We start from the raw sequence: 25126 nt of genomic DNA on the forward strand, positions 1-25126 counted from the left end.
CGTCATGACAGATCATAACGCAACCGGATGCAGCTGTTCGGGCGAGGCCAAAAAGGCCTGCACCGTGAACCGCCGCCAGTTCCTGTTCGCCTCGGGCGCAACAACCTTTGCCGTGATGGTGGCCATGCCCACCCGCCACGGTCAGGCCGAACAGGTGCCTGCCCTAGTGTCGACCTATCCGCGCAAGCTGATCGGTAAACTGTCCGAGCTGGAACAGGATGTTCCGGTCGAATTCTACTACCCGGATGAGGGCGACTATTCGGACTCGATCCTGGTCAAGACCGGTGTGGAAAGTGGCGGTGGCATCGGTTCGCAGCGGGACGTGGTGGCGTTCAACCTGACGTGTACGCATCAGGGCGGATCGCTCTACGACACCTATAAGGCGGATCACAAGGTGCTGGGTCCGTGCCCGCTGCACCTGTCGACCTATGACGTGACCCGGCACGGCATTCTCGTGTCCGGTCAGGCGTATCAGTCGTTGCCGCAGGTCCTGTTGGAACTCGATGGTGACGATATCTACGCCGTTGGCATGTTCGGCCTGATCTACGGCCGCTACGACAACCTGATTGCATAAGGGAAACGGAATCATGGCAACCCCGTATTACGTACCCGAAACCAACGTCCCACTGCCGCCCAAAGGCGCCGAGGTCATCTCGACCGCCTGCGACTATTGCATCGTGGCCTGTGGTTACAAAGTCTACCGCTGGCCTGTGACGGCCAAACCCGGTGGCCCCACTGCGGACGAGAATGCCTTTGGTGAGGACTTCCCCGTTGCACCGCTGGGCGCATGGGTCGCGCCGAACCAGCACAATATCGTCCTGCACAAAGGTCAGCCGCATCACGTGGTGATTATCCCTGACAAGGACACGCAATACGTCAACACCGACGGCGACAGCTCCTTGCGCGGCGGCTGCATCGCGCAGAAATGCTATAACCCGCAGACCCCGACGCGCGACCGTCTGAAAACCCCGCTGATGCGGATCTATGGCACCTTGATGCCGGTTCCGTGGGATCTGGCGCTGGATGTGGCGGCCGAGGTGGGCAACCATGTCATCGCCAAACATGGCACCAATGCCTATGGCGTAAAAACCTACAGCTACCAGTATATCGAGAACACCTATGCGATCTCGAAATACGCGCTGCGCCATATCAACACCGCGAACTTCACCTTCCATGACACGCCGTCCGACGTGACCTCGACCCCCGGGTTCCGGGATGCGGGCTTTGACAACTTCGGCCCCTCCTACGAAGACTGGCGCGATGCGGAAACCCTGCTGGTCTGCGGAACCGACCCCTATGAGACCAAGACCATCCTCTATACCCAGTGGATGATGAAGGGGATGCAGAACGGTCAGAAAGAGATCTATCTGATCCCGCGCCGCTCTGCCGGTGTGGCCCATGCGGAAAAGATGGGCGGTCTGCATATCGACGTTCTGCCCGGCACTGACCTTCTGGTCGTCAACGCCATTGCCCGCGTCATCGTGGAAAATGGCTGGGAAGACAGCGACTGGATCCAGAAATGGGTCAACAACAAGTGGGAAAGCTCGTCCGGCTTCGGTCAGGGCACAAGGAATACGCCATGGCAGTGGCGCACGACCTGGGGCAAGTTCCAGACCAAAGGTTTTGAAGACTGGAAAGAGTGGCTGCTGTCGCAAGACGAATTCTCGCCCGAGAACGCCGCAGCCATGGCCGAGATCGACGTGCAAAAGATCTATACGGCTGCCGAATGGCTTGCCAAACCCAAGGCGGATGGCTCGCGCCCGAAAACCTCGATCATGATCGAGAAAGGGTTCTACTGGTCCAACAACACCGGCAACACACAGGCGATTTCCGCGCTGGGCATCATCTGTGGCTGTGGCGGTCGTCCGGGTCAGGTCATTGGCCGGGCCGGTGGTCACCAGCGGGGCGGCGTGAAGGGCGGGAAATACCCGCGCAACAAATCGCCCGAGAAACTGCCCGGTCGCCGTCGCCGCGCCATGGATACCGACCGGTATCTGATCGCAGGCCATACCCGTATGGCCCACGTGATCGGCACCACCTGGATCCAGTCCATGTGCGGCAGCCAGCAACTGGCTGACAAGTTCGAGGAACTGACCGTCCGCAACCCGCACCAGATCGCCAGCTTCGACAAACAAGAGATGATCGATACGCTGAAGGCCCGCGCCGACAGCGGCGGTATGGTGGTGATCAATCAGGACATCTATCTGCAGGACCCGATCGGCAACCGCTACGCCGACATCGTGTTCCCCGCAGCGACCTGGGGTGAAGAAGACTTCCTGCGCGCCAACGGCGAACGCCGTCTGCGCCTGTACCAGAAGTTCTATGATGCCCCCGGTGCGGCCAAGCCCGACTGGTGGATCATCGCGCAACTGGCACAGCGGATGGGCTTTGACGGGTTCGACTGGCAGAACTCGAACGAGGTCGCGGAAGAGGCCGTGCGCTTTACCCGCGGGTCGCGCAAGGACTTCCACGCAGTTCACCGTCTGGCCAAGAAAGAGGGCAAGACTCTGCACCAGAAGGTCCGCGAATTCGGCACCGATGGTGTGCAATGCCCGGTCATGCTGGATGCCGATGGGGTCACGCTGATTGAAACCAAACGTCTGCACGACACAACCCGCGAACTGCCCGACACCGGTGCGGCTGGTGCGGATGTGTTCAACAAGAAGCTGACGCATTTCAACAGCCAGACCGGCAAGTGCAACATCCAGAAATCGCCGTGGAATCTGTTCTCGGACTATTGGGAATGGCTGAAACCGAACAAGGAAGAAGGCGAGCTTTGGGCCACATCCGGCCGGATCAACGAACGCTGGCAGTCCGGCTTTGACGACCGCCGCCGTCCGTATATCGTGCAGCGCTGGCCCGAGAACTGGGTTGAAATTCACCCCGATGATGCGGCCGAGCGCGGCATCGAAAGCGGTGACTATGTGATGGTCTATTCGGAACGGGTTCCGGGCAACAAGACTACGCTGCTGGGTGTGGAAGACGATGACTTCCAGTTCTCGAAACTGATGGAGAACGGGCATATCGAACTGACCAAAGCGGCGATCACTGCCGTGGCCATGGTCACGCCCGCCATCAAGAAAAGCGTCGTCTACATGGACTTCCTGCACATGCAGCAGCCTGCGAATGCGCTTGAGGGCCGGATCGTCGACTGGATCAGCGGCAACTACAACTACAAGATGGGCGTTGCCAAGCTGCGCAAACTGGGGCCGAGCCCCTACAAGACCTCGTTCCGCACGATGTCCTTTGCTCCGCGCGACATTGCCTGATGGCTTTCCGGGGGGCGGTCGCCATGCCGCCCCTTGGGTCTGGTCCCACTGCAGAAGGGACCACCTGGAAGGCAGGCTTCGGTTGGGAAACCTGTCTTCCACTTTCACCCAACCTGTCCCAACGCAAAACATGGCAGACCCGATATGACACTGAAATCTGATACCGCCCTGCGCGATGAGGCCGCTGGCCTGTTTTCCGAATATGCGAAATCCGACTATGACGTGATCCGCCTGCGCGCCATTCAGGCCCTGACCGCCATTGGTGCCGCCAACAGCCCCGCGCTGGTTGAGGCGCTGTTGGACGATGACGAAGACGTCCGTCAGGACGCAGCTCAGGCGCTGGGCGCGCTGGGAGTGCAAGACGCCGCGCCGCAACTGCTGGAAAACCTGATCCACGATCCCTGTGGCGAGGTGAAACTGGCCTGCGTCACCGCCTTGGCCGAGTTGAAATCCGAAGACGCAGCCCCCTATCTGCGCACCCTCGTCACCGGACGCGGGGAGGATATCACATGGGACGAGGATGAACTGCATCAGGACGAATGGGACGACTGGCTGGACACTCAGATCGCCGCCATCAAGGCGCTGGGTCGCATGGGCGACGCGGCGGCAATTGAACCCATCGTCATGGCGCTGATGGACGAAGACGGGCAGGAACTGGGTGATGTCGCCTGCGAGGCGCTGGGCCGGATCGGCCATCCAGCGGTGCCGACGCTGGGCGTGTTCACCCAATCCGCGAACCGCCGCCTGCGCCACCGCGCCCTGCGGACGCTGGCCACCATCGGCGGGGCCGCGGCCGAAGCGATCCTGCGCAAAGCCGTCACTGACACGGACGGGGCCGTGCGCCTGATCGCCTATGAGGCACTGATGCCAAACGACCCTGCGCTGGTGGAACAGGCGCTGACCGACGCGATCGATGACATCCGCATCGCGGCGCTGAACCAGTCCGACTTTTCCGAACCTGACCTACTGGACCGCATGATGCGCGACCCCGGTGCCAAGGTGCAGCTGGCGCTGCTCGACCGGCTGGACCGCAGCACGCCGATAGCGGACCAAGAAGATCTGCGCTGGCAGGTGCTGGATTTCCTCGCCACCGGCCAGCAACCCGAAGTGTCCGCTCAGGCGCTGGGCCTGCTGGCGGCGCTGGCCCCGGAACTGGTGGCCGACCGTCTGAACGCGCTGTTTTCGGTCGATGCTGATGACCTTAAGGCCGAGCGCATCCAATGGGCCATCGTTGACGCGCTGGCGACCTCGCCCCTGCGCGAGGCAGCGGAATGGCTGCAACGCGCCTGCCGCGCGCCGTTCCGGTCGGTGCGGCTCAAGGCCGTGGCCTCGCTGGCGATGATCGTCACCGATGCCGACCGCCCGCATGTGAACCAGCAGCAGGGCCGCGAATTGCTGCTGTCCTTTGCGCTGGCCCCGATGCCTGTGGCCGCCGAGGCCCCCCCCGAGGAAGAGACCCCGCAAACCGACATCGCCGCGCTGGAAGAGGCCGGGCTGGATGTCTCGGATGGCAGCGAGAACGGCCCCACCTCCAGCCTCGGCGCGATCCTCGGCCACGACGCCATTGCAGCGGAAATGACACAGGAAGCGCAAGAGGATGAGGTGCAACCGCTGACCCCGCGCGAACAGGCGCTGCTGGCCAAGGCCACCCGCCACCCAAAGCGCCGCCGCGTCGCGCTCGATGACAATGCAGAAGCGCTGGAGCGGGAAACCCGCCTATCCGCCATCCGCCTGCTGGGTGAGGTGCCGGGGATGCAGATCATGCTTGCCCAGATCGCGCAGGATCCCGAGACCGAGATCGCGCAACAGGCTTTCTCGGCACTGGCTGCAGCGGTCACCCGCAACGGAGTGGAGCTGGAACAGAATCAACTGGTCGATCTGATCACCAAGGGCTTGTCGCACACCGACTCGTCCCTCTCACTGCAGGCGCTGAAGCTGCTGCAACAGGCTGGTCTGCTGCCGCAGGACAGCTTGCGCAGCAAGCTGCGGGCGATGGTAAGAACCGGCGATACCGCCTTCCGCATCGACGCCATGCATATCCTGACCTCATGGGATGGCACGCCAGACGTGGCGCGCAGCCTGCTGGACGATGTCTCGGCCCCGGTGCGGCAGGCAGCGATGCGGCTGTTGTCGGAAACCGCGCCGGATCAGGCCGGTGCCGCCATCGTGCCCTTCCTGATGGCCAACCCCGAACAGCGAATCGTGACCTATGTCAATGACAGCACGCCTGCGGTGGTGTCCATTGGCCGCCAATTGCTGACCGAACTGCGCGACGAAGACCGCCGCGCGCAATGGCCGGTGATGATCAGTGCATTGGCCGACCTGCTGGGGGGAACCCCTCGGGCGGCCTGAACCCCGGAGGGACAGATGAACATATCGCTGAAACTGACTGCGGCGATCCTGGCGGGGGCGATGGCCTTTGGCCCCGCCGCACAGGCCGACGACCTGCCCGAGGTCGCGGTGGTGCACCAGATCATCGACCTCAACGCCGATACCCCGGCCCATGCGTTTCGGTTCGAACCCAAGTTCCTGCAGGTCCCCGCGGGCGCAACCGTGCGCTTCAGGGGTTCGACCGGGCGGCATACCGTGACCGCCATCACCCGCATGATCCCCGTCGGTGCCCGCAGCTTTGAGATTCGCGGCAAGCCCGAGATGGACCTGACCTTCGAGAAAGAGGGTGTCTATGGCATCCGCTGCCGCGTGCATGGCCGTCACGGCATGGTCATGCTGCTGGTGGTGGGCGACCCCAGCTCGAACCTCGAAGAGGCCAAGGCATACCTGCCCAAGCTGGGTGAGGCCGAGCAGGCCGGTTTCGAAGAACTCTTCGCCTATATGGAGGCCCAAAATGGCTGATGGATGCGCCTGCGATCGGCACGCTCATATGTACCTGACGGTGTCTGAGGCTCTGACCCGGGGTCTGGCTGTGGCGGATCCGGTTACCGGTACCGAGACCCTGCCGCTGATCGACGCCATCGGCAGGGTGCTGGCCGAGGATTGCACCAGCAAGGTCGACATGCCGACTTTCGACAATTCGGCCATGGATGGCTATGCGGTGCGGACCGCGGATCTGGGCGATGGCCCGATGTTCAACCTGCCCGTCGCCGGGCGCGTGGCGGCTGGGGATAGCGGCGCCCATGATGCGCCTGCCGGCTCTGCTCTGCGGATTTTCACCGGTGCTCCGGTACCGGCAGATTTCGACGCCGTGTTGATGCAGGAGGATTGTGACGCCACTGCTGACGGCATCCGCTTTGACCGCCGCCCCAAGCCCGGCCAGCACATCCGCCGCGCCGGTGAGGACCTGAAGGCCGGTACCCCGATCCTGCGGCGCGGATGTGAGATCACTGCGCGCGAGGCCGCCGCGCTGGCCTCGGCCGGGTATGGCGAGGTCAAGGTGTCTCGCAAGATCAAGGTCACGATCTTTTCGACCGGCAGCGAGCTGCGCCAGCCCGGTGAGGCGTTAGGCCCCGGTCAGATCTACAACTCGAACCGTTACATGCTGCGGGCGCTGCTGGACAAGCCGTGGATCGAACTGACCGACAGAGGCCCGGTTGAAGACAATCCTGACCGGCTGGAGAAGGTTCTGCGCGAAGCCTGCGATACTTCAGATCTGATCGTCACAACCGGCGGCGTATCGGTCGGCGACGAAGATCACATGCCGCGTCTGTTTGCCGAAATCGGTGGCCAGCCCGATGTAATGAAGGTGGCAATGAAGCCGGGCAAACCGATCATGTTTGGCCGCCGGGGCAATGGGCTTTATGTCGGGCTGCCGGGCAATCCGGTCTCGGCCTATGTAACCTGGCAGATCATCGGATCGCACATGATGGCGCGCCGGGCCGGTCTGCACCACGCCCCGCACACGCCGGAACAGGCGGTTCTGGCGGAACCGCTGGAGCGTCGCGCCGGACGTCAGGAATACCGGCCCGTTGTGATCGAGGGTACATCGCCCGACGGCACCCCCCGGCTGCGCCTGATGGCACCGTCCTATAGCGGCCGGGTCGCGTTGCTGGCGCAGGCGGATGGCCTGGCCATCATTCCGGCCGAAACCGAGACGCTACCGCAAGGCCACGGGTTGCAGTTCCTGCGGTTCTGACGCTGCTGAACAGGTCAGCCACGTTCTTGCATGAAACGGTCAGCAGCAGCTACGACTGTTCCGCGCCAGCTCAACACGCCCGCCTGGATCTGATTATGGTTAAAGAACATATCCTTGTCGTCGATGATGACCCGCAGATTACGTCCTTTCTGCAGCGCTACCTTGAAAAGCAGGGGTGCCGGGTCAGCTGTGCCGCAGACGGCAATGCGATGGACGCTGTTCTGAACACCTCCGAGATCGACCTGATCCTGCTGGATATCGGTCTGCCCGGTCGCAACGGGTTCGACATCACGCGCGAGTTGCGGGTCAGTTCCAACATTCCGATCATCGTTCTTTCGGGCCGGGATGAGATCTTTGACCGGGTTGTCGGGTTGGAGTTCGGGGCCGATGACTACATCACCAAACCGTTTGAGGCGCGCGAGGTGCTGGCCCGCATCCGCACCGTTCTGCGCCGCGCCCGCCCCGAAGAGAAAGGCGCCAATGGGGCCGAGACGTCTCGGGTCAGGTTCGGCGATTGGGTGCTGAATGTGAATGAACGCACCCTGATGGCAACCGGAGCGTCCGAGGCGACGCCTCTGACGACCACGGAGTTCGATGTGTTGCTGGCTTTTGTGACGAACCCGCACATGGTGTTCTCACGCGATCAGTTGCTGGACAAGGCGCGCGGGCGCGAGACCATCGTGGGTGATCGAACCATCGACGTGCATGTGGCACGGCTGCGCAAGAAGATCGAGCCCGACCCTTCCGCGCCGACCTTCATCAAGACGGTGCATGGCATCGGTTATTGCTTTGCCGCCAATGTGCGCAAAATCCCGACCTAGCTCAAATCCTTGAACATATAGGTTGTGGGCTCCAGCCGGTCCTCGAACGGGTTGCGGCAATAGTTCGGAATCTCTCCGGCGATCTGAAACCCCAGGTTTTGGTACAGGATGCGAGACGGATCAGAGCTGCGCGTATCCAGCACCAGCAGCGTCCGGCCCAGTTGGATTGCGCGGTCCTGCAGCGCGGCCATCAGGGCGCCCCCAAGCCCCCGACGCCGGGCCTTTGGGTGCACCAGCAGCTTGGCCACATCGGCGCGATGTGGCTGATTGGGCATTGTTGCCGGGATCAATTGCACCGTGCCCAAGACACGCCCGCTGTTGCGGGCCACGAACAGCTCCAGCGCGCCGGTCTGCAGGTCCGGCCGCACCCGGTTCTGCCAATAGGCGCGGGCCTGATCCGGCGTGAACGGATGGATGAACCCGATGCTGGCACCGTCCTGCACGCAGGCGTGCAGGATATCCGTCAGGTCCTTCAATGCGTTGTCAAATCCGCTGTCGTCCAGACGCGAGATCATATCAGCACCAGCAAGTATCGCGCACCTCGGGCGGGCGCTGTCTCGAACCGGGTCGGACCGGATAGATGATAGCGCAGGCAATCGCCGCCATTCAGATCATGCGCGACCCCGTCCACCGTCAGCGTAAGGGCGCCGTCCAGCATGATCAGGTGATGTTCCTGCCCGGGCTTGGGCGGCGTTTCATAGGTGATCACCGTGCCGGGCGGCAGATGACCTTCCAGAACCTCGGCGCTGAGACCGGCAGCCGGTGGAGACACCGAGCGGCGGGTAAACCCGGTTTCGGGATCGCGCCATTCCGGTTGCCGTTCAAAGGGCACGCGCGGGTCGAAACTGTCCTCGACCATCATCAGCAGCCGGGACATCGGCAGGCCATAGGCCGCACACAACCGACCCAGCGTTTCCGCGGTGGGGCTGACATCCCCCTTCTCCATCCGCGAGAGGGTGGCGCGGCTGACACCGCTATGCTCGGCCAATTGGTCCAGCGACCAACCATGACCCCGGCGCAGTTCGCTCAGACGGTTGGCAAGGCGATTTGAGAGATCGTCCAGCATAGCTCATATATGAGAAAAGCGTTCATTTTCGGGATTATTGTTGAAAAATAAATGTTGCGCAACAAGAAAGGGCGCAGAAACCGCTGCGCCCTGTCCAATGCTCGGGGTTATTCTGTCTAAGTCAGTTCCAGCCAACCTCGTTGAAGATTTTTTGCGCCTCGGGCAGGTTCTTGGCAACCTCGGACAGGTTCACGTCATCTGCCTTGAACTCACCCAGCGCCTTGACCGAGTCCACAAGTTCCACACCTTCGACCGCCGGGAATTCGTCATTGCCGGCCGAGAAATACTTCTGGGCCGAGTCGCTGGCCAGATATTCCAGGAACAGGATCGCGTTTTCCTTGTTCGGTGCATTCGCGGCCACACCCGCGCCCGACAGGTTCATATGCGCGCCGGTGCTGTCCTGGTTGGGGAAGACCCAGCCGATCGAGTCGATGTCGGCGGACACGCCTTTGACGTCCTTGCGGATGGCGCGGGCAAAGTAATAGGTGTTCGACACGGCGATGTCGCACTCACCCGAAACGATGCCACGCAGCTGATCGGTGTCGCCGCCCTGCGGGTCGCGCGCCATGTTGGCGACGATGCCTTCGGCCCAGTCCTTGGCGGCCTCGGGGCCTTCGTGGGTGATGATCGAGGCCAGCAGAGTCTGGTTATAGGTGTTGCTGGACGACCGGATACAGATCAGGCCCTTGTATTCCGGCTTGGCCAGATCGGCATAGGTGGCTGGCGGATTGGCCACGTTTTCCTTGTCGAAAAAGATGATGCGGCCGCGCTGGGAAAAGCCGAACCACTCATTATCGGTGTCCTGCAGATTGGCGGGGATACGCTCTTCCAGAAGAGCACTGTCGACCGATTGCAGAATGCCCGCATTCTTGGCGCGCGCCAGGCGCGAGGTGTCGACGGTCAGCAGGATATCGGCGGGCGAGTTCGCCCCTTCGGCTTCCATCCGGGCGATCAGCTCATCGGCCTTGCCTTCGATGCGGTTGATGGTGATGCCGGTGGCCTTTTCGAAATCACCGTACAGGTTTTCGTCGGTGTCGTAATGGCGCGAGGAATAGAGGTTCAGTTCCCCCTCGGCAGCGGCGGAGGTTGCAATCAGGGCCGTCAGTGCGGCGGCAACGCAGGTAGAGGATTTCAGCATCATGTCTCCCAACTTTGAAAGCTGTGGCAGAATATTTCTGACTGAAACGGTCAATGATACGATTTTGAAGGGGATGCAAGGAAATCCGACAAATTTAGTTGGTCAAATAGTCGCTGCCGGATGGCGCCGGGTTCGCAAACCGTTTGCGGCGGACCTGGATAATGGCAGCCCAAAAATACGTTCTGTGAATTGTGCAAAAGCCTTCCTTTTGTGAAAGGAAGTCTAGGAGAGGCCAAGTGCACCAACGCGAATCTGGCCCAGGTTTTGTATTTACCAAGATACGTAAACTTTATGGTAAACCCGCACGACCCCGGATTTCAGACATAAATTCGTCACATTCATTTATAAGGGATACTATATGTAGTGGGTTGGCAACGTCGCGTGTTGGACGTTCAACGAGTAAGAAAGTGGTGTGACGTGAGTATTGAGTTTTTTGTTCCGGCCTGTGCAGCGTCAGGCGCTTTGTACCCGCAGGGGCTTGATCAAGGTTGCCCCGGATTGAACGCTGCTTTGCACCTTGCGGTCAAAAGCTTACCTTTGGATCTTGTGACTGAGCCTCCGCCTGAGGTGAACTTTTCCGAGAAAGCCAACGAAGCACTTTTGTTGGCAGGCCAGATATCCCAACGCATAACCAAGTCAAAAGGCATTCTTTTCGTGCGGGAATCTGAAGATGCACCAATACGGGTGGGTTGACCCGCAATCGACCGTCTCCGATCCGTGCGATCGGGGAGTGAATTAACGAGTGTTTGAGACTAAATAGGGTAACGATCATGAAGAACCTTCTGGCAATTGCGCTAACCATCCTTCCCGGCCTGAGCTGGTCGATGACGGAAGAGCAAGACATCGCAAATTGGAAAACCGCATGTGTTACCGCTGGCGGCGAACACTTTGTGGATTTTGTTCGCGCAGGTAACGCAGAGCGGACGCCGCATGTGATATATGTTTGTGAGCGTGCAAACGGGACGCAGGCTGTCAGAATTGTTCCTGCGGTACCGTTGCTCAATACGCCCAGGGGCTAAGTCCTGATTGAAGACCGGAGGAGGAGCCGCAATACAATACGGCCCTGCGGTCTTGTGGCTTATTCAGCTGGGGCTGTCCGCCCGGATGCCAGCGCAATTTGCTTCAGCCCGCAGGCTCCGAAAAGAGCGGCGCCGAACATTTCACAGGTTTCCTCGGCAAGAGTGACGTAGCGCCCATTTTCCATTTCATGAAACCACATAAAGGCCGCGATCATCTCGAGCCCAAGCGCGCCGCCCAAATAGACGGCTACCGCAAGAATGAGATACCGCCGTGGCGCGGGGTCCATGCCGTAGGCCACGAAGCGAAAGCCAAGCAGCATGAGCAGAACGACAACTGTGATGCCGTAGACAACCCATTCCCACGCAAAGAACCCGGTGCCGTCAAAACTCCTGGTGAAATACGCGCCAACTGGTTCGTGTACCTGGGCCGCGTCGTCAAACGCTGCGAAGAATATGATTGCCGCAAAGCCAAGCCAATGCCAGCGCCACCGGTCCTTGACAGCAAAAGCCTGAGTTGCCGCCAGAAAAATAAAGACGCTCGAAACAACGAGGAGCGTGAAGTTTACAAATGTCGGCACGTTCGCTTCTTCACCGACCCAAAAAATCTCGAAAGCAAGCCGCCCAAATTCGCTATCGGTGTTCGATAAAATTTGAGCAAGGGCCGCCAGCGCCGAAGTTGGAAGAATAACTGCGGCTGAATAAATCAAGTATCGGTTAGGAGTTGGCAAAAAAGGTACGTGAAACATGTCTACATTAATTCTTATCTCAAATTCTTTAACTCACCCCAACCAGCTTAAAAGCAGAATTCCATCTGTACAGTGCATTGCCGGCACAAAGTGAGTGCCAAGTTGATATTGGCCATCAGCCAAAGTCAATCGTTCTCCTGAATCCCCATTGTTTCCATTTTGACGAAAAACCGGTTCAGCGAACCGAATTCACTGCGTCTATCATTGCCCGGACAGGTGACCCAATCTACGCGCGAAGCGTTTAGGTGGCTCGGTTCACGTTAAAGACGTTCAGACTTTTGTTTTGCAAACGCAGTATCCCGGCGTGGACAAAAGGGGCAGGCAATTTACCCGCCCCGGCAAAATGTCTTTTACTCGCTCGTGGTTAGATCTTTTGTCAGGTAGTAGGCTGCCGCGGCAGCTCCCCCGCCAAATATGAACATTGCAAGGAACACCGGACCCAAACCACCCTTCATACTTATGAGTCCGGGGTCAGTGCGCAGATAGATTAGGTAGTCACCGAAGCGTATGTGTCCAAAATCCCAGTCCGACTGAAAGTAGTAACTCATCGGTAATGCAAAAATCACACCACAAATAACCGGCAGAATCACCTTGCCTTTGGGGTTCAGGTTTTTCAGGTCGAACCCCATTTCCATCTTAGCCATCCGCGCTCTCTTTTTTTATTAAACTACAACAACTTACAGTTACATCTGTAGGGCGTCCTATTAGAGTAATTTCTGCGATCAATTGGGGTCTGGGAAACAATCATTAGTTGTTTCCCGGCTGCCACTATCCCCACATGCCCGGCCCTATGGCGCGCTTCACGGCTTTGGATTCCGCAGGTCCGGCCCTATGGCCTGTTGGTGCTGATCGCTTGAAAAAGGTGGTGCGAACCTAGCCCTGCGGCTGATGGCCCGGCTTTCGCACCGCCGCGAAATAGCAGGTACGCCGCTCCGGCCCCATTGTTGGGGGCTGGACGAACAAGATGCCAGTGCTCGGGAGTATCTGCTTGGTCCGCACGACCGGCATTCCAACAAAAAAAACCGCACCCGAGGGTGCGGTTTCTCTAAACGGCTCTGTGCAGTTCTCAGCCCTGACGAGCTTTGAACTTGCGCTGCGTCTTGTTGATCACGTAGACGCGGCCTTTGCGACGCACAATCCGGCAGTCGCGGTGCCGGTTCTTGAGCGAGCGGAGCGAGTTCTTGACCTTCATTGGTCTGTCTCCAATCTGCGGCGCCTTCATCAAAGACGTGGCCAGCGCCTGGGTTAGCGGGTGTCCCGGTACCCCGGAACAGCGAAACGATGGTGGGCGGTACAAGGATCGAACTTGTGACCCCTTCGATGTCAACGAAGTGCTCTACCGCTGAGCTAACCGCCCACTTAAACCTTTGCGTTGCCCTGCCCCATAACGAAATGGGGCGCGGAACTCCGCGCCGGTAGCGGGGTCTATAAAAGGAGTCGCAGAGGGGTTCAAGGGGTTTGGTAGAACTATTTTCCGGTCTATGTTGAAACCGAACAAGGAGTCATCATGCAGAATACGCCCTATGTATTGGATATGCCCGCCAGCCGCACGTCCTGCGTGGTGTTTTCCTCTCCGCATAGTGGTCGGAACTACCCTGAATCGATGCTCAATCGCACGGTTCTGAGCGAGAATGTGATTCGATCCTCGGAAGATGCCTTTGTAGATCAGCTGTTTGCCGCAGCGGCCGATTTTGGCGCGCCGATGATCTCGGCAGTGATGCCGCGCGCCTATCTGGACCTGAACCGCAGCGCCGAGGAGCTGGACCCGGCGCTGATTCAGGGCGCGCGCCGGTCCGGGCATAACCCGCGCGTGGCCTCGGGGTTGGGGGTGATTCCCCGCGTGGTCGCCAACGGGCGTGCGATTTACCGCGGCAAGCTGACGATGGATGAGGCCCGCCTGCGCATCGACACCTGCTGGCGGCCCTATCACGCTCGCATCAAATCCCTGCTCGCCGAATCGCATGATGCATTCGGGCAGGCGATTCTGGTCGATTGCCATTCGATGCCGCATGAAGCCGTTGCCATGGTCAGCAACCCACGAACCAGACGACCGGATGTGGTTCTGGGTGACAGGTTCGGGGCGTCGGCTTCGGTTGATGTGGTAGACCGGATCGAAGCGGCCTTTGTTGCCGCCGGACTGAACGTGGCGCGCAACACGCCCTTTGCCGGGGCTTACGTCACCCAGACCTATGGCCGCCCCACCCGTGATCAGCACGCGGTGCAGATCGAAATCGACCGGGCGCTGTATATGGACGAGGTCCGAATCGAGCCGAATGAGAACTTTGCCGCGTTTCATGGGATATTGCGCGAAGTCATCCGGGACATCACCGGTATCGGCGAGGAAACCTTACGTCTGGCCGCCGAGTGACCTCAGCGCAGGGCCCGGCCCTTTACAATCGCATCGCTGCCGAAACGACGCCGGATTTCATCGGTGGCCCGCTCAGCTTGTGACCTTTGGGTGGCGCCGGGGTCCAGCAGGTCGCCGGAGATGTCTGCCTGATCCTCGGGGCACAGATCGGACAGGCCAACACCCAGCAGGCGATAGGGCCCCTGATCCCCGACCTGATCGAACAACCCCCGTGCGGTGCGATAAATCCGGTCGGCGATCTGCGTCGCGTCCCGCAGGGACAAGCGGCGGGTGAGGGTCTTGTGATTGGCGCGTTTCAGTTTCAGCGTGACGACCCGCCCGGCCAGTGCTTTGGCCTTGGCACGGTCGGCAACCTTTTCCGACATCCGCCAGAGGTGACCGTCCAGAATGTCCAGGCTGGCGGTGTCTTCGAAGAACGTGGTCTCGTTGCTGATCGACTTCATCGGCTCATGCGCCGAGACGCGCCGCTTGTCCTGTCCGCGGGCCAGATGCCACAGCCGGTATCCCATGGATCCGAACCGCGCGGTCAGCGCCTCCTGATCCCAGCGCAGCAGGTCGGAAAAGCTGCGGATACCGGCGCGGTCCAGCGATTCCTGTGCGGCCGGGCCAATGCCCCAGATCAACCGCACCGGTTTGTCATACAGAAACTCTGCCGTTTCGGCCTGACCGATCACCGAAAACCCGCGCGGCTTGTCCAGATCCGAGGCCACCTTGGCCAGAAACTTGTTGTGCGACAGGCCGATCGAGCCGGTCACGCCCAGCTCGTCCTTCATCCGTTTCACCAGCCGTGCCAGCATCACGGCAGGTGGCGCACCGTGCAGGCGCTGTGTGCCGGAAAGATCCATGAAGGCCTCGTCCAGCGACAGCGGCTCGACCACCGGGGTCAGCTCATCCATCATCTTGCGAATCCCGCGCGAGACTTCGGCATAGACCGACATGCGCGGCTTGATCACCACCGCATCGGGGCACAGTTGCAGCGCCTTGAACATCGGCATGGCCGACCGGACACCGCGAATGCGGGCGACGTAGCAGGCAGTGGACACAACGCCCCGCTTGCCGCCGCCAATGATCACCGGCTTGTCGGTCAGCTCCGGATTGTCGCGTTTCTCGACCGAGGCATAAAAGGCGTCGCAATCCATATGTGCGATGGACAGGTCGAACAGTTCCGGATGTGTCTTTACCCGCGGGCTGCCGCAGGCGGGGCAGCGCCGTTCATCCGTCAATGTGGTCAGGCAATCTCGGCAGAGACCGGGCATGTAATGTTCCCGCCTTCCGTGCGATCCAGTCAGCGGCTTACTTATACCAGCCCCGGCTGCGGCGCAAAGTGCCGGCGGGCGTAAAGGTCACAACGCTGTCCTAAAGAAGACCCCCCGCAAAGTGGCGGGGGGAGGTGACGGACCTCAGGAAGAGATGGTCCGCGGGGAGTATCACAGCCCCAGAATCGCGCAAAACCACTGATTTCGATAGGACCCAGGTCACAGAAGGAAATCTCGAGTTTTTCATGTGTGTTTTTAGGCACAGGGACGATTTGGCGCGGATCAACGGGAAAGTGACGCGAGGTCAACCGGTTGGCGGCGCTTTTGGGCGCGAGAATCCGCCGATCTGGCGGGGTGCCTCAGTGCGGTGTCAAGGAATTTAACTCGTCAAGAACCGCCTGCGCCGCCGCTTTCGGGTCCTCTGCCTGATAGATCGGGCGTCCGACAACGATGTGATCTGCACCGTCGCCAATGGCGCTGGCCGGGGTTGCAACGCGTTTCTGATCGCCCAAAGCAGCCCCTGCGGGGCGGACGCCGGGGGTGACGATCAGGCGGCCCTCGGCCTGCGGCAGGGCGCGGATCAGGGCGGCTTCTTGCGGGCTGGCGATGACGCCATCGGCCCCGGCCTCAAGCGCGCGGGCGGCACGTTCGACCACCAGATCCTGCACGTCGCCCTGTTTCAGCAGGCTGGCATCCAGATCGTCGCGGTTCAGCGAGGTCAGGATGGTCACCGCAAGGATTTTGAGGTCCTTGCCCGCCGCGCCCTCTTTCGCGGCGCGCACCACATGCGGGTCGCCATGCACGGTCAGAAAATCCAGATCGAACTGGGCCAACCCCCGCACGGCGTTTTCCACCGTGTTGCCGATATCGAACAGCTTCATGTCCAGAAAGATGCGCTTGCCGTGGTCCTGCTTCAGCTCATTGGCCAGGGCCAGCCCGCCTCCGGTCAGCATCCCCAGCCCGATCTTGTAAAAGGATACCGCATCGCCCAGCCGCTCGGCCATGGCCAGCCCCTGCAGGGCGTTCGGGACATCAAGGGCAACAATCAGGCGGTCATCGGACGCGGGAACGGTCATGGGGCAAGCTCCTTTTTGGCAAACGTCTGCGTCCTAACGGGTTCGGGCGCGTCTGTCCATGCGGGACTGAAGGGAGACGGGAATCAAGCCGCATTAACCGGATTGTGCTATGGTACCGGTCATTCAGATGCGTATTTCAGATGGGGGGGAATATGAAAGCACGGATTGGAGTGGGGCTCGTTCTGGTTTTGACGGCCTGTCAGGACATGCCGCTTGAGACCGAGGCAGCGGACACGTTCGTGGTATCGCCGACCAATGATAATCTGCGTCTTGTACGCGGCTACCGGTCCACAGATGACGATTGCCAGCTGACCGGTGAAACCGCCTTTACCATAGATTTCCTGGATGATGCGGCGGACCTTGTATCCTGCCCGACCGGCAGTGAAGCAGCACAGTCCTTGGTCGAGATGTATGGGGCGCGGCAAGTGGCGAATACCGGGGGTTACACGGTCTATTCGGTACCTCGACGATAAGCTCGGATTCTATGGTATAGCCTCTTGAACAGACGAAGATATTTCCCAGATTGAATGTGAGGCCCAGACCAGCACGTGCCGCCAAGCGGGCGTAGACATCCTGGGCGCTTAGAGAAGGAGATCACTATGGACTTAAACAAGTTCACTGAGCGGGCACGGGGATTCGTGCAAGCGGCGCAGACCATTGCGCTGCGCGAGGGGCACCAGAGGCTGGAGCCCACACATATATTGAAAGCATTGATGGATGACGATCAGGGGCTGGCCAGCAACCTGATCACACGCGCGGGCGGCGCGCCCAGTCGCGTGGTTGAGGCACTGGATGCCGCGATGGGGAAAATCCCGAAGGTCAGCGGTGACGCCAGCCAGATCTACATGGACGGCCAGACCGCCAAGGTTCTGGACGAGGCGCAGAAGATTGCCACCAAGGCGGGCGACAGCTTTGTACCTGTTGAGCGCGTTTTGATGGCGCTATGCATGGTGAAATCCAAAGCCAAAGAGGCGTTGGAAGCCGGCGCCGTATCCGCCCAGAAACTGAACGAGGCGATCAACGACATCCGCAAGGGCCGCACCGCTGACACGGCCAGCGCCGAAGAGGGCTATGACGCGCTGAAGAAATACGCGCGCGACCTGACCGAGGCTGCAGCCGAAGGCAAGATCGACCCGATCATCGGGCGGGATGAGGAAATCCGCCGCTCGATGCAGGTTCTGTCGCGCCGCACCAAGAACAACCCGGTTCTGATCGGTGAACCCGGCGTTGGTAAAACCGCGATTGCCGAGGGCATGGCCCTGCGCATCGTCAATGGTGACGTACCTGAATCGTTGAAAGACAAAAAGCTGCTGGCGCTCGACATGGGTGCGCTGATCGCGGGTGCGAAATACCGCGGTGAGTTCGAAGAACGCCTCAAGGCGGTTCTGACCGAGGTCACCGAGGCCGCTGGTGAAATCATCCTGTTCATCGACGAGATGCACACGCTGGTTGGTGCGGGTAAATCCGACGGCGCAATGGATGCCGCCAACCTGATCAAGCCTGCGCTTGCGCGGGGTGAGCTGCATTGTATCGGTGCGACTACACTGGATGAGTATCGCAAATACGTCGAAAAAGACGCAGCCCTTGCGCGCCGGTTTCAGCCTGTGATGGTCACCGAGCCGACCGTCGAGGACACGATCAGCATCCTGCGCGGCATCAAGGAAAAGTACGAGTTGCACCACGGTGTGCGGATTTCGGACTCGGCGCTGGTGTCGGCGGCAACGCTGTCGCACCGCTATATCACCGACCGCTTCCTGCCCGACAAAGCCATCGACCTTGTCGATGAGGCGGCGTCGCGCCTGCGGATGGAGGTGGATTCCAAGCCCGAAGAACTGGACCAACTCGATCGTCAGATTCTGCAGATGCAGATCGAGGAAGAGGCGTTGAAGCTGGAAGATGATGCGGCCTCCAAGGACCGTCTGGAAACCTTGCAAAAGGATCTGGCCGATCTGCAGGAGAAATCCGCAGAAATGACCGCCCAATGGCAGGCCGAACGTGACAAGCTGGCCGGTGCACGGGATCTGAAAGAACAGCTCGACAAAGCGCGCGCTGATCTGGAAATCGCCAAGCGCGAGGGCAATCTGGCCAAGGCTGGGGAACTCTCCTATGGCGTCATCCCCGAGCTTGAGAAAAAGCTGACCGAAGCCGAGAACGCCGAAAGCAACGCCATGATGGCCGAGGAAACGGTGCGTCCGGAACAGATCGCTTCGGTGGTCGAACGCTGGACCGGTATCCCGACCTCAAAGATGCTGGAAGGTGAGCGCGAGAAACTGCTGCGGATGGAAGACGATCTGCATTCCCGCGTGATCGGTCAGGATGCGGCTGTGACCGCCGTCGCCAATGCTGTGCGCCGGGCCCGTGCCGGTCTGAATGACGAAGGCCGCCCGCTGGGCTCGTTCCTGTTCCTCGGCCCGACCGGCGTGGGTAAGACCGAATTGACCAAAGCTGTGGCCGAATTCCTGTTCGACGACGACAACGCGATGGTGCGTATCGACATGTCCGAGTTTATGGAGAAACACGCGGTCGCCCGTCTGATCGGTGCCCCTCCGGGTTATGTCGGCTATGACGAAGGTGGTGTGCTGACCGAAGCCGTGCGGCGCAGGCCCTATCAGGTCGTGCTGTTTGATGAGGTCGAAAAGGCGCACCCGGATGTGTTCAACGTGCTGTTGCAGGTTCTGGATGACGGCGTGCTGACCGATGGTCAGGGCCGCACCGTGGACTTCAAGCAGACGCTGATCATCCTGACGTCGAACCTCGGGTCTCAGGCGCTCAGCCAGTTGCCCGAAGGGGCCGACAGCGCGCAGGCGCGGCGGGATGTTATGGATGCGGTCCGGGCGCATTTCCGGCCAGAGTTTCTGAACCGTCTGGACGAGACCATCATCTTCGACCGGCTCAAGCGGGCCGATATGGATGGCATCGTTGATATCCAGATGGCGCGTCTGCAAAAACGTCTGGCCGCCCGCAAGATCGAGCTGGTGTTGGACGATGGCGCCAAGGAATGGCTGGCCAACGAAGGCTATGACCCGGTCTTTGGGGCTCGCCCGCTGAAACGCGTGATCCAGCGCGCTTTGCAGAACCCGCTGGCCGAGGCGCTGCTGGCCGGTGAGATAAAGGATGGCGAAACCGTTCCTGTCACCGCCGGGGCCGAGGGGTTAATCATCGGTGATCGGCTGGGGATGTCGGAACGGCCCCGCCCGGATGATGCCGTGGTGCACTAACGTACATCTGAAAACGAAAAAGACCCGCCGTCTGGGCGGGTCTTTTTTATGCCCCGGCAAAATGCCGGTTCAGAAATTCTGCGATTTCCGTCAGGGATGCATCTGCCTCGGGAATGTCCGGGTAGAATTCGAAGACATGCCACATGCCCTCCCAGATGCGCAGGGTGCAGTCCGCACCCGCCTTGCGCAGGAGGTGATCCAGACGCACGCAACCGCTCAGCAGGTGATCGCGGGTTCCGCTGGTCAGGAAGATGGGCGGAAAATCGGCGTCGAACGGACCGTAGATCGGTGAGATGTCAGGGTGCGTCGGGTCGGTATCCGCGGGCACATAACAAGACCGGAAAAACGCGACCTCGGATTGGTTGAGGAACGGGTCCCGATCCGACAGGCCGCTGTCTCCGGGGTTAAACTGATCGACAAACGGCGACAGCAGGGCCAGCGCCTTTGGTTGCGGTCTATAAGTTGCGCGCAGCCGGTGAAGCGCCGCCAGCGCCAGATTGCCGCCAGCAGACTCTCCGCACAAACAAGCGCCCGGTGTGTCGGCCAGAATGGACGAGATCACCGCAGTACAGGCATCAAGCGCGGCCGGGTAAGGGTGTTCCGGGGCCAGCGGGTAGTGGGGTGCAATCACCACAGCCCCGGTTTTCGCGGCGAGCGAGGCGGAAATCGGCAGGTCCTCGAACGGGCTGCCCAAGGTGAAGCCGCCGCCGAACAGATAGACAAGCTTGCGTCCCGCGCGCGGCTCGACTGGCGTGATGACCATGCATTGCACGCCTGCGATGGTCCGTTCGGACAAGGTGACGCCGGTTTCTTCAATCACCAACGTGCACCCCTGTTCGCTGTCCCGGCGCAACATGGCTCGAATGTCGTCCAGAGGCTGGCTCAGATCGCGGCTCGGGGCATCGGCGGCAAAGGCCTCGGCTTCGGGACTGATCAGGGTAAAGGTGGGGGAGGGATGGTCTTTGGTCATAGTGGAAGCTTGAGAGGGGGCAAAAGACCCACCTGCAAAGGCGGGTCTGAAGCGGCCTTAAATCAGTGCAAATATCCGCGCCGGACCGCCCGTGCCGCCGACATGTTTGGGCGCGCCGATGATCAGGGTGGCACCGGCGGCAGGCACCCGGTCCAGACCGGCCATGTTTTCGATCCCGAAGCGGCCGGATGGCAACCACGCATAATGCGTCGCGAAATCCGTTGAGGGGCCGTGGTCCAGAGACAGCGTGTCCGATGCGATCGACCGCGCGCCGGTTTCCTCCATCAGCATCTGCGCGGCCTCGACGTGGAAACCGGGGTAATGCTGTGCTTCTCCGTCGAATCCGCGATAGGCATCGCTGTCGGCCTTGGCGCCCCAGCCGGAATAGAGCGCAACGCACGCGCCGTCCGGAAAATCGCCATTGGCTGCCATCCACGCCCTCAGGTCATCTGGTGTCAGCAGCGTGTCTGCGTCCTCGGCTGCGCGGGCCGCAATGTCCACGACGCAGAGCGGCGCAACCAGATCCGAGACTGGGATTTCATCCACCGAGGCCCCGTCTGCCGAGAAATGCAAAGGCGCATCAATATGCGTGCCCGTGTGTTCGTTCACCGTCATCCGTTGCACGTTGAAGCCATGATCTGCGAAGTTGAAAACCTGTTCGGAGGCGTATCCCGGCTCTCCGAAATAGGTCGGGAAATCGGGGCTGATCGCGTGGGTCATGTCCTCGACCCCGCCGTGACCTGCGGCCAGCGCCGGGGGCGCGGCGGCTCCGGTTGCGGCGGCCGCCACGCCGGTGGCAGCAGCGGCTTTAAAGAAGCCCCGCCGCGACAGCATCCGGTCCTTGACGGCGTTCATTACGCAAATGTCACACATTCGTCTTCTCCCTCTGAGGTTCTTCAACTGTTGGGATGGGCAGGCCATCCGCTTTTCGTCTTCAGTACCTGGGAGTCAGCCTGCGTTTTTGTCGCATGCGTTGTAAAGCCCGGGATGGCCCCAGCCCCGCCGGTACATGCGTGCGCAGGACGGGTTCAGTAATGGCCTGTCTGGCGGCTTTTGCGCAGGGCGCGCAGGTCTTCCGCGCTCATCCGGGGCGTGTCTTCGGGATCATTTTTGGGCTTTTGATTGGCCTCGATCACCTCGGCCAGCTTCGGAGCCGTGTCGCGCAAACGCAGATACCCCAGTACCCCACCGGCGCATTGCAGGCTGAAAGCCCATGTCCCGATCAGCATGTAGAGTACAAACAGGCCAAGCAGCGACCAGAGGGGTCGGATCGAGGCCATGCCCTTGGTCATGTCTTCAAGCTCCTGCAGCTCAGCCTGCAAGGACCCGAAATAATCCATGGCGATCATCAGCACGATCAGAAGCGCGTGCAGGACGAACATCCCGACGTAGCTGAAGATGGTCAGTGCAAACAGCGGGCCGAACGACGCCCGAAAATGCCGGAAGGGCGTATAGTGCATACCGTCCGGGTCCCGCCCGATCGAGGCGGATGTGATCGGCACAAGCAGGCTGGCCCGGATCGAGCATACCGACAGAAAGACCGCAAGCAGCCCCAGCAGCCCCGGAAGGACCCAGGTCGGGTCGACATATTCAAGCGCCAGCTCGGCGACTTCGCTCTGTTGCAGAATGTCCGGTGAAATCACGAAAAGTGATGCCGCAACAATCACGCCAATGATAAGCGTCACGCTCACGCCCTCGACGGCACCATAGATCACCGCCGGCGTGAACAGCCCCTTGATGCCTGTGCTGGGCTTAACGCCTTTGACCTGCAACCCCATCCTTGTCCCGAGCAGGGTCGGAACGACGCTGGAAGAGGCCATAATCAAAAAGGTCACAATGAACGCAAATGGCGGGAAAATAAGGCCCAGCAAAAAACCGACCAGTGCTCCAACCAGGTTATAGAGGGTCAAACCGATCAGCATGACCGGCAAGACAACGGCCAGACGCCAGCAAATGGACAAGGACAAAGGGAAGGCTCTGGCAAACAGCACTGCAATGATCTCTGATCGGTATTCGTTTATATGTCGACGTACCCAAGCCGCACGGGCTGCGCCAGTTCTTTTCAGAAAGAATGGTCAAATGCAGGGCGGCAATGTGTCATTTTGGAATCGCCGCGACGGGCTGCGGTGGCTGATACGTTACAATCTCGTCTCTCAATCGTGACGCCTGTTTCCTTGGCTCTGTGCTATCAGCGGATTACCTCATATCCGAGCAACCTTGACGACTGGAGACATATATGGCGCATCGCTGGACCAATACACTGACACAGGCCGACGTCACCCCGCAGGCGGCGTTTCTGAACCGGCGCCAGGTCATGGCCGGGCTGGCAGGTGTCGGGCTGGCCGGGATGGCGCGGGGGGCTGCTGCGCAGGAGGCACTGGAGCCAAACACCTGGGAAGAGATCACCTCGTACAACAACTTTTATGAGTTCGGGACCCGCAAGGAGGATCCGGCCAAATATGCCGGTGCCCTGACCACCGAACCATGGAGCGTCAAGATCGACGGTCTGGTCGACAATCCGGGTGACTATGATTTCAAAGCCATCCTGTCCGAGATGACGGTTGAGGAGCGCATCTATCGCTTCCGCTGTGTCGAGGCCTGGTCGATGGTGATCCCGTGGAACGGGTTCGAGCTGGCCGATCTGCTGAACATGGCAAGTGTGCAGGACGGCGCCAAATACGTGGCCTTTGAAACCGCCCTGATCCCCGATGAGATGCCGGGCGTGCAATATCCGATTCTGGACTGGCCCTATCGCGAAGGCCTGCGTCTGGATGAGGCGATGCATCCGCTGACCATCATGGCCACCGGTATCTATGGTCGCCCGATCCCGAACCAGAATGGCGCGCCGCTGCGTCTGGTGGTGCCGTGGAAATACGGCTTCAAGTCGATCAAGTCGATCGTGCGGATCACTCTGACGGATGTTGAGCCGCCGACCAGCTGGAACATGTCCAACCCGCGCGAGTACGGCTTCTATAGTAATGTGAACCCGAACGTGGATCACCCGCGCTGGTCTCAGGCCTCGGAACGTCGGATTGGTGGTGGCCTTTTTGCCAAGCGGATCCCGACCCTGATGTATAATGGGTATGGGAAAGAGGTCGCAGGTCTGTACGAAGGTATGGATCTGTCGGAATACTATTAAGCCTATGCAGCAGGTGAACCAGATATTGCGCCGCATCCCCGTCTGGCCGGTGTATCTGTTGGGGGTGCTTCCGGCCCCGTGGCTGTTCTATCAGGCGCTGACCGGTGGCTTGGGCGTTGAGCCGATCGAGGCGTTGGAACACCGGTACGGAAAGTTGGCGCTGCAGTTGTTGATTGCCGTGCTGGCAATATCTCCGCTGCGGCGATTGCTTGGGCTGAACCTGCTGAAATTCCGCCGCGCGCTTGGCGTGCTGACCTTTACCTATGTCGCTCTGCACCTGCTGGTTTGGCTGGTTCTGGACGTGCAGGTGCCCAAACAGATCTGGGCGGATATCGTCAAGCGCCCTTACATAACGGTTGGCATGGCTGCGTTTGTCCTGATGCTGCCGCTGGCGGTGACATCCAACAATCTGTCTGTGCGCAAGCTGGGCCCCCGATGGCGCAGCCTGCAGCGGCTGGTCTTCCCGGCGGCAGTGTTGGGAGGGGTGCACTATGTCATGCTGGCCAAGGGATTTCAGATCGAGCCACTGGTCTACTTGTCCCTGATTGTCGGCCTGTTGCTGCTGCGTCTTCCGTTTGCAGGCCTGCTGACTCGGCCGCGCGAGGCCGATTCCGCCTGACTCGCCGCCGAGTCTGTGGGTAACTCTGTGCAAAAGCCGGAATTCGTGGCGAGGCGTGGGTTGGAGCGCGGGTTCAGCTTGCCTCCTCTGAATGTAAATTATTGTATTTATTATGAAAAATTGAATATTGCGAGTTTTTGCAAGTTTCTTGAATTTTCCACTTGCGGCTAGTGCTGGTTATACTTAGAACCCCCTTCACCGGCGCTGCTGAGGTGGCGCTGACGCATCGGAGAGACGATGGAGACGGGCCGGAGAGACGGTTGAGACGCATCGGAGAGACGGTGGGCATCTTGAGGGATTGAGTAGGCGGGCGCGCTGAGGGATTGGCGCA

25 protein-coding genes and 1 tRNA gene are annotated in these 25126 nt (G+C 60.3%); 14 read left to right on the forward strand and 12 right to left on the reverse strand.

What is annotated here, in order from left to right; all coding sequences use genetic code 11:
- Window positions 1-4 precede the first annotated feature (4 nt).
- The 6 genes from ACOQFT_RS01320 (at window position 5) to ACOQFT_RS01345 (ending at window position 8180) form a co-directional block, all read left to right on the forward strand.
- The gene (locus tag ACOQFT_RS01320; protein WP_421596268.1) at window positions 5-574 is read left to right on the forward strand and encodes an arsenate reductase (azurin) small subunit; all 570 of its coding nucleotides are present in this window, start codon (window positions 5-7) and stop codon (window positions 572-574) included.
- 13 nt (window positions 575-587) lie between these two features.
- Window positions 588-3269: an arsenate reductase (azurin) large subunit gene (locus tag ACOQFT_RS01325; protein WP_421596269.1), complete on the forward strand. Its 2682-nt coding sequence runs from the start codon at window positions 588-590 to the stop codon at window positions 3267-3269.
- 144 nt (window positions 3270-3413) lie between these two features.
- On the forward strand, window positions 3414-5621 hold the full coding sequence (locus ACOQFT_RS01330) for a HEAT repeat domain-containing protein (protein WP_421596270.1): 2208 nt from the start codon (window positions 3414-3416) through the stop codon (window positions 5619-5621).
- Window positions 5622-5636: 15 nt separating this feature from the next.
- Window positions 5637-6122 carry a plastocyanin/azurin family copper-binding protein gene (locus tag ACOQFT_RS01335; protein WP_421596271.1) on the forward strand — a complete coding sequence of 162 codons (486 nt, stop codon included), beginning with the start codon at window positions 5637-5639 and terminating at the stop codon, window positions 6120-6122.
- Window positions 6115-7359 (forward strand): gephyrin-like molybdotransferase Glp, encoded by a 1245-nt coding sequence (glp, locus tag ACOQFT_RS01340; RefSeq protein ID WP_421596272.1) that lies wholly within the window; start codon window positions 6115-6117, stop codon window positions 7357-7359. The genes ACOQFT_RS01335 and glp overlap by 8 nt, the downstream gene beginning before the upstream one ends.
- Before the next feature lie 95 nt (window positions 7360-7454).
- Window positions 7455-8180 (forward strand): response regulator, encoded by a 726-nt coding sequence (locus ACOQFT_RS01345; protein WP_421596273.1) that lies wholly within the window; start codon window positions 7455-7457, stop codon window positions 8178-8180.
- Here the strand turns inward: ACOQFT_RS01345 and ACOQFT_RS01350 are convergent.
- From ACOQFT_RS01350 to ACOQFT_RS01360, 3 genes are all read right to left on the reverse strand, one after another.
- The gene (locus tag ACOQFT_RS01350) at window positions 8177-8695 is read right to left on the reverse strand and encodes a GNAT family N-acetyltransferase (RefSeq protein ID WP_421596274.1); all 519 of its coding nucleotides are present in this window, start codon (window positions 8693-8695) and stop codon (window positions 8177-8179) included. The genes ACOQFT_RS01345 and ACOQFT_RS01350 overlap by 4 nt on opposite strands.
- Window positions 8692-9246: a helix-turn-helix domain-containing protein gene (locus ACOQFT_RS01355; RefSeq protein ID WP_421596275.1), complete on the reverse strand. Its 555-nt coding sequence runs from the start codon at window positions 9244-9246 to the stop codon at window positions 8692-8694. Before ACOQFT_RS01355 ends, ACOQFT_RS01350 begins: the two co-directional genes overlap by 4 nt.
- Window positions 9247-9367: 121 nt before the next feature.
- Window positions 9368-10384, reverse strand: coding sequence for a Fe(3+) ABC transporter substrate-binding protein (locus tag ACOQFT_RS01360; protein WP_421596276.1), 1017 nt, complete (start codon window positions 10382-10384; stop codon window positions 9368-9370).
- A 1-nt stretch (window position 10385) separates the two neighbouring features.
- Between ACOQFT_RS01360 and ACOQFT_RS01365 the strand changes: the two genes are divergently transcribed.
- The 3 genes from ACOQFT_RS01365 to ACOQFT_RS01375 all read left to right on the forward strand — a co-directional run bounded on the left by ACOQFT_RS01365 (window position 10386) and on the right by ACOQFT_RS01375 (window position 11403).
- Entirely contained in the window at window positions 10386-10598 is a 213-nt protein-coding gene (locus ACOQFT_RS01365; protein ID WP_421596277.1) for a hypothetical protein, read from the forward strand.
- A gap of 203 nt (window positions 10599-10801) precedes the next feature.
- A complete protein-coding gene (locus tag ACOQFT_RS01370) occupies window positions 10802-11077 on the forward strand; it encodes a hypothetical protein (RefSeq protein ID WP_421596278.1) in 276 nt (91 codons plus the stop codon).
- Window positions 11078-11154: 77 nt separating this feature from the next.
- On the forward strand, window positions 11155-11403 hold the full coding sequence (locus tag ACOQFT_RS01375) for a hypothetical protein (protein ID WP_421596279.1): 249 nt from the start codon (window positions 11155-11157) through the stop codon (window positions 11401-11403).
- A 59-nt stretch (window positions 11404-11462) separates the two neighbouring features.
- Here the strand turns inward: ACOQFT_RS01375 and ACOQFT_RS01380 are convergent, their stop codons facing one another.
- The 4 genes from ACOQFT_RS01380 to ACOQFT_RS01395 all read right to left on the reverse strand — a co-directional run bounded on the left by ACOQFT_RS01380 (window position 11463) and on the right by ACOQFT_RS01395 (window position 13506).
- Window positions 11463-12149 (reverse strand): hypothetical protein, encoded by a 687-nt coding sequence (locus ACOQFT_RS01380; protein WP_421596280.1) that lies wholly within the window; start codon window positions 12147-12149, stop codon window positions 11463-11465.
- A 350-nt stretch (window positions 12150-12499) separates the two neighbouring features.
- Window positions 12500-12793, reverse strand: a complete 294-nt coding sequence (locus ACOQFT_RS01385) for a hypothetical protein (RefSeq protein WP_421596281.1) — start codon at window positions 12791-12793, stop codon at window positions 12500-12502.
- A gap of 422 nt (window positions 12794-13215) precedes the next feature.
- Entirely contained in the window at window positions 13216-13341 is a 126-nt protein-coding gene (ykgO, locus tag ACOQFT_RS01390) for a type B 50S ribosomal protein L36 (RefSeq protein ID WP_008755722.1), read from the reverse strand.
- A 90-nt stretch (window positions 13342-13431) separates the two neighbouring features.
- A tRNA-Val gene (locus ACOQFT_RS01395) sits at window positions 13432-13506 on the reverse strand.
- Between the two features lie 150 nt (window positions 13507-13656).
- On the opposite strand from ACOQFT_RS01395, the gene ACOQFT_RS01400 reads away from it, so the two are divergent.
- Window positions 13657-14517, forward strand: a complete 861-nt coding sequence (locus ACOQFT_RS01400; RefSeq protein WP_421596282.1) for an N-formylglutamate amidohydrolase — start codon at window positions 13657-13659, stop codon at window positions 14515-14517.
- A 2-nt stretch (window positions 14518-14519) separates the two neighbouring features.
- Here ACOQFT_RS01400 and ACOQFT_RS01405 read toward each other — a convergent pair whose 3' ends face one another.
- Together ACOQFT_RS01405 and pyrF are read right to left on the reverse strand one after the other, a co-directional pair.
- The gene (locus ACOQFT_RS01405) at window positions 14520-15773 is read right to left on the reverse strand and encodes a DNA polymerase IV (protein ID WP_421596283.1); all 1254 of its coding nucleotides are present in this window, start codon (window positions 15771-15773) and stop codon (window positions 14520-14522) included.
- 359 nt (window positions 15774-16132) lie between these two features.
- Window positions 16133-16849 carry an orotidine-5'-phosphate decarboxylase gene (gene pyrF, locus ACOQFT_RS01410; protein WP_421596284.1) on the reverse strand — a complete coding sequence of 239 codons (717 nt, stop codon included), beginning with the start codon at window positions 16847-16849 and terminating at the stop codon, window positions 16133-16135.
- A gap of 152 nt (window positions 16850-17001) precedes the next feature.
- Between pyrF and ACOQFT_RS01415 the strand changes: the two genes are divergently transcribed.
- Together ACOQFT_RS01415 and clpB are read left to right on the forward strand one after the other, a co-directional pair.
- A complete protein-coding gene (locus ACOQFT_RS01415) occupies window positions 17002-17322 on the forward strand; it encodes a hypothetical protein (protein ID WP_421596285.1) in 321 nt (106 codons plus the stop codon).
- Between the two features lie 126 nt (window positions 17323-17448).
- Window positions 17449-20067 carry an ATP-dependent chaperone ClpB gene (clpB, locus tag ACOQFT_RS01420; protein WP_421596286.1) on the forward strand — a complete coding sequence of 873 codons (2619 nt, stop codon included), beginning with the start codon at window positions 17449-17451 and terminating at the stop codon, window positions 20065-20067.
- Between the two features lie 46 nt (window positions 20068-20113).
- On the opposite strand, the gene ACOQFT_RS01425 is transcribed toward clpB, so the two are convergent.
- From ACOQFT_RS01425 to ACOQFT_RS01435, 3 genes are all read right to left on the reverse strand, one after another.
- A complete protein-coding gene (locus tag ACOQFT_RS01425; RefSeq protein ID WP_421596287.1) occupies window positions 20114-21037 on the reverse strand; it encodes an alpha/beta hydrolase in 924 nt (307 codons plus the stop codon).
- A 57-nt stretch (window positions 21038-21094) separates the two neighbouring features.
- Window positions 21095-21910, reverse strand: coding sequence for a cyclase family protein (locus ACOQFT_RS01430; RefSeq protein ID WP_421596288.1), 816 nt, complete (start codon window positions 21908-21910; stop codon window positions 21095-21097).
- A 155-nt stretch (window positions 21911-22065) separates the two neighbouring features.
- The gene (locus ACOQFT_RS01435) at window positions 22066-23028 is read right to left on the reverse strand and encodes a hypothetical protein (RefSeq protein ID WP_421596289.1); all 963 of its coding nucleotides are present in this window, start codon (window positions 23026-23028) and stop codon (window positions 22066-22068) included.
- Between the two features lie 245 nt (window positions 23029-23273).
- Here ACOQFT_RS01435 and msrP point away from each other — a divergent pair, with 245 nt between their 5' ends.
- Both msrP and msrQ read left to right on the forward strand, forming a co-directional pair.
- Window positions 23274-24176, forward strand: coding sequence for a protein-methionine-sulfoxide reductase catalytic subunit MsrP (gene msrP / locus ACOQFT_RS01440; protein WP_421596290.1), 903 nt, complete (start codon window positions 23274-23276; stop codon window positions 24174-24176).
- A 4-nt stretch (window positions 24177-24180) separates the two neighbouring features.
- On the forward strand, window positions 24181-24795 hold the full coding sequence (msrQ, locus tag ACOQFT_RS01445) for a protein-methionine-sulfoxide reductase heme-binding subunit MsrQ (protein ID WP_421596291.1): 615 nt from the start codon (window positions 24181-24183) through the stop codon (window positions 24793-24795).
- The last annotated feature ends 331 nt before the right edge of the window (window positions 24796-25126 follow it).

The organism is Ruegeria sp. MALMAid1280, from assembly GCF_049195285.1.
GTDB lineage: Bacteria > Pseudomonadota > Alphaproteobacteria > Rhodobacterales > Rhodobacteraceae > Ruegeria.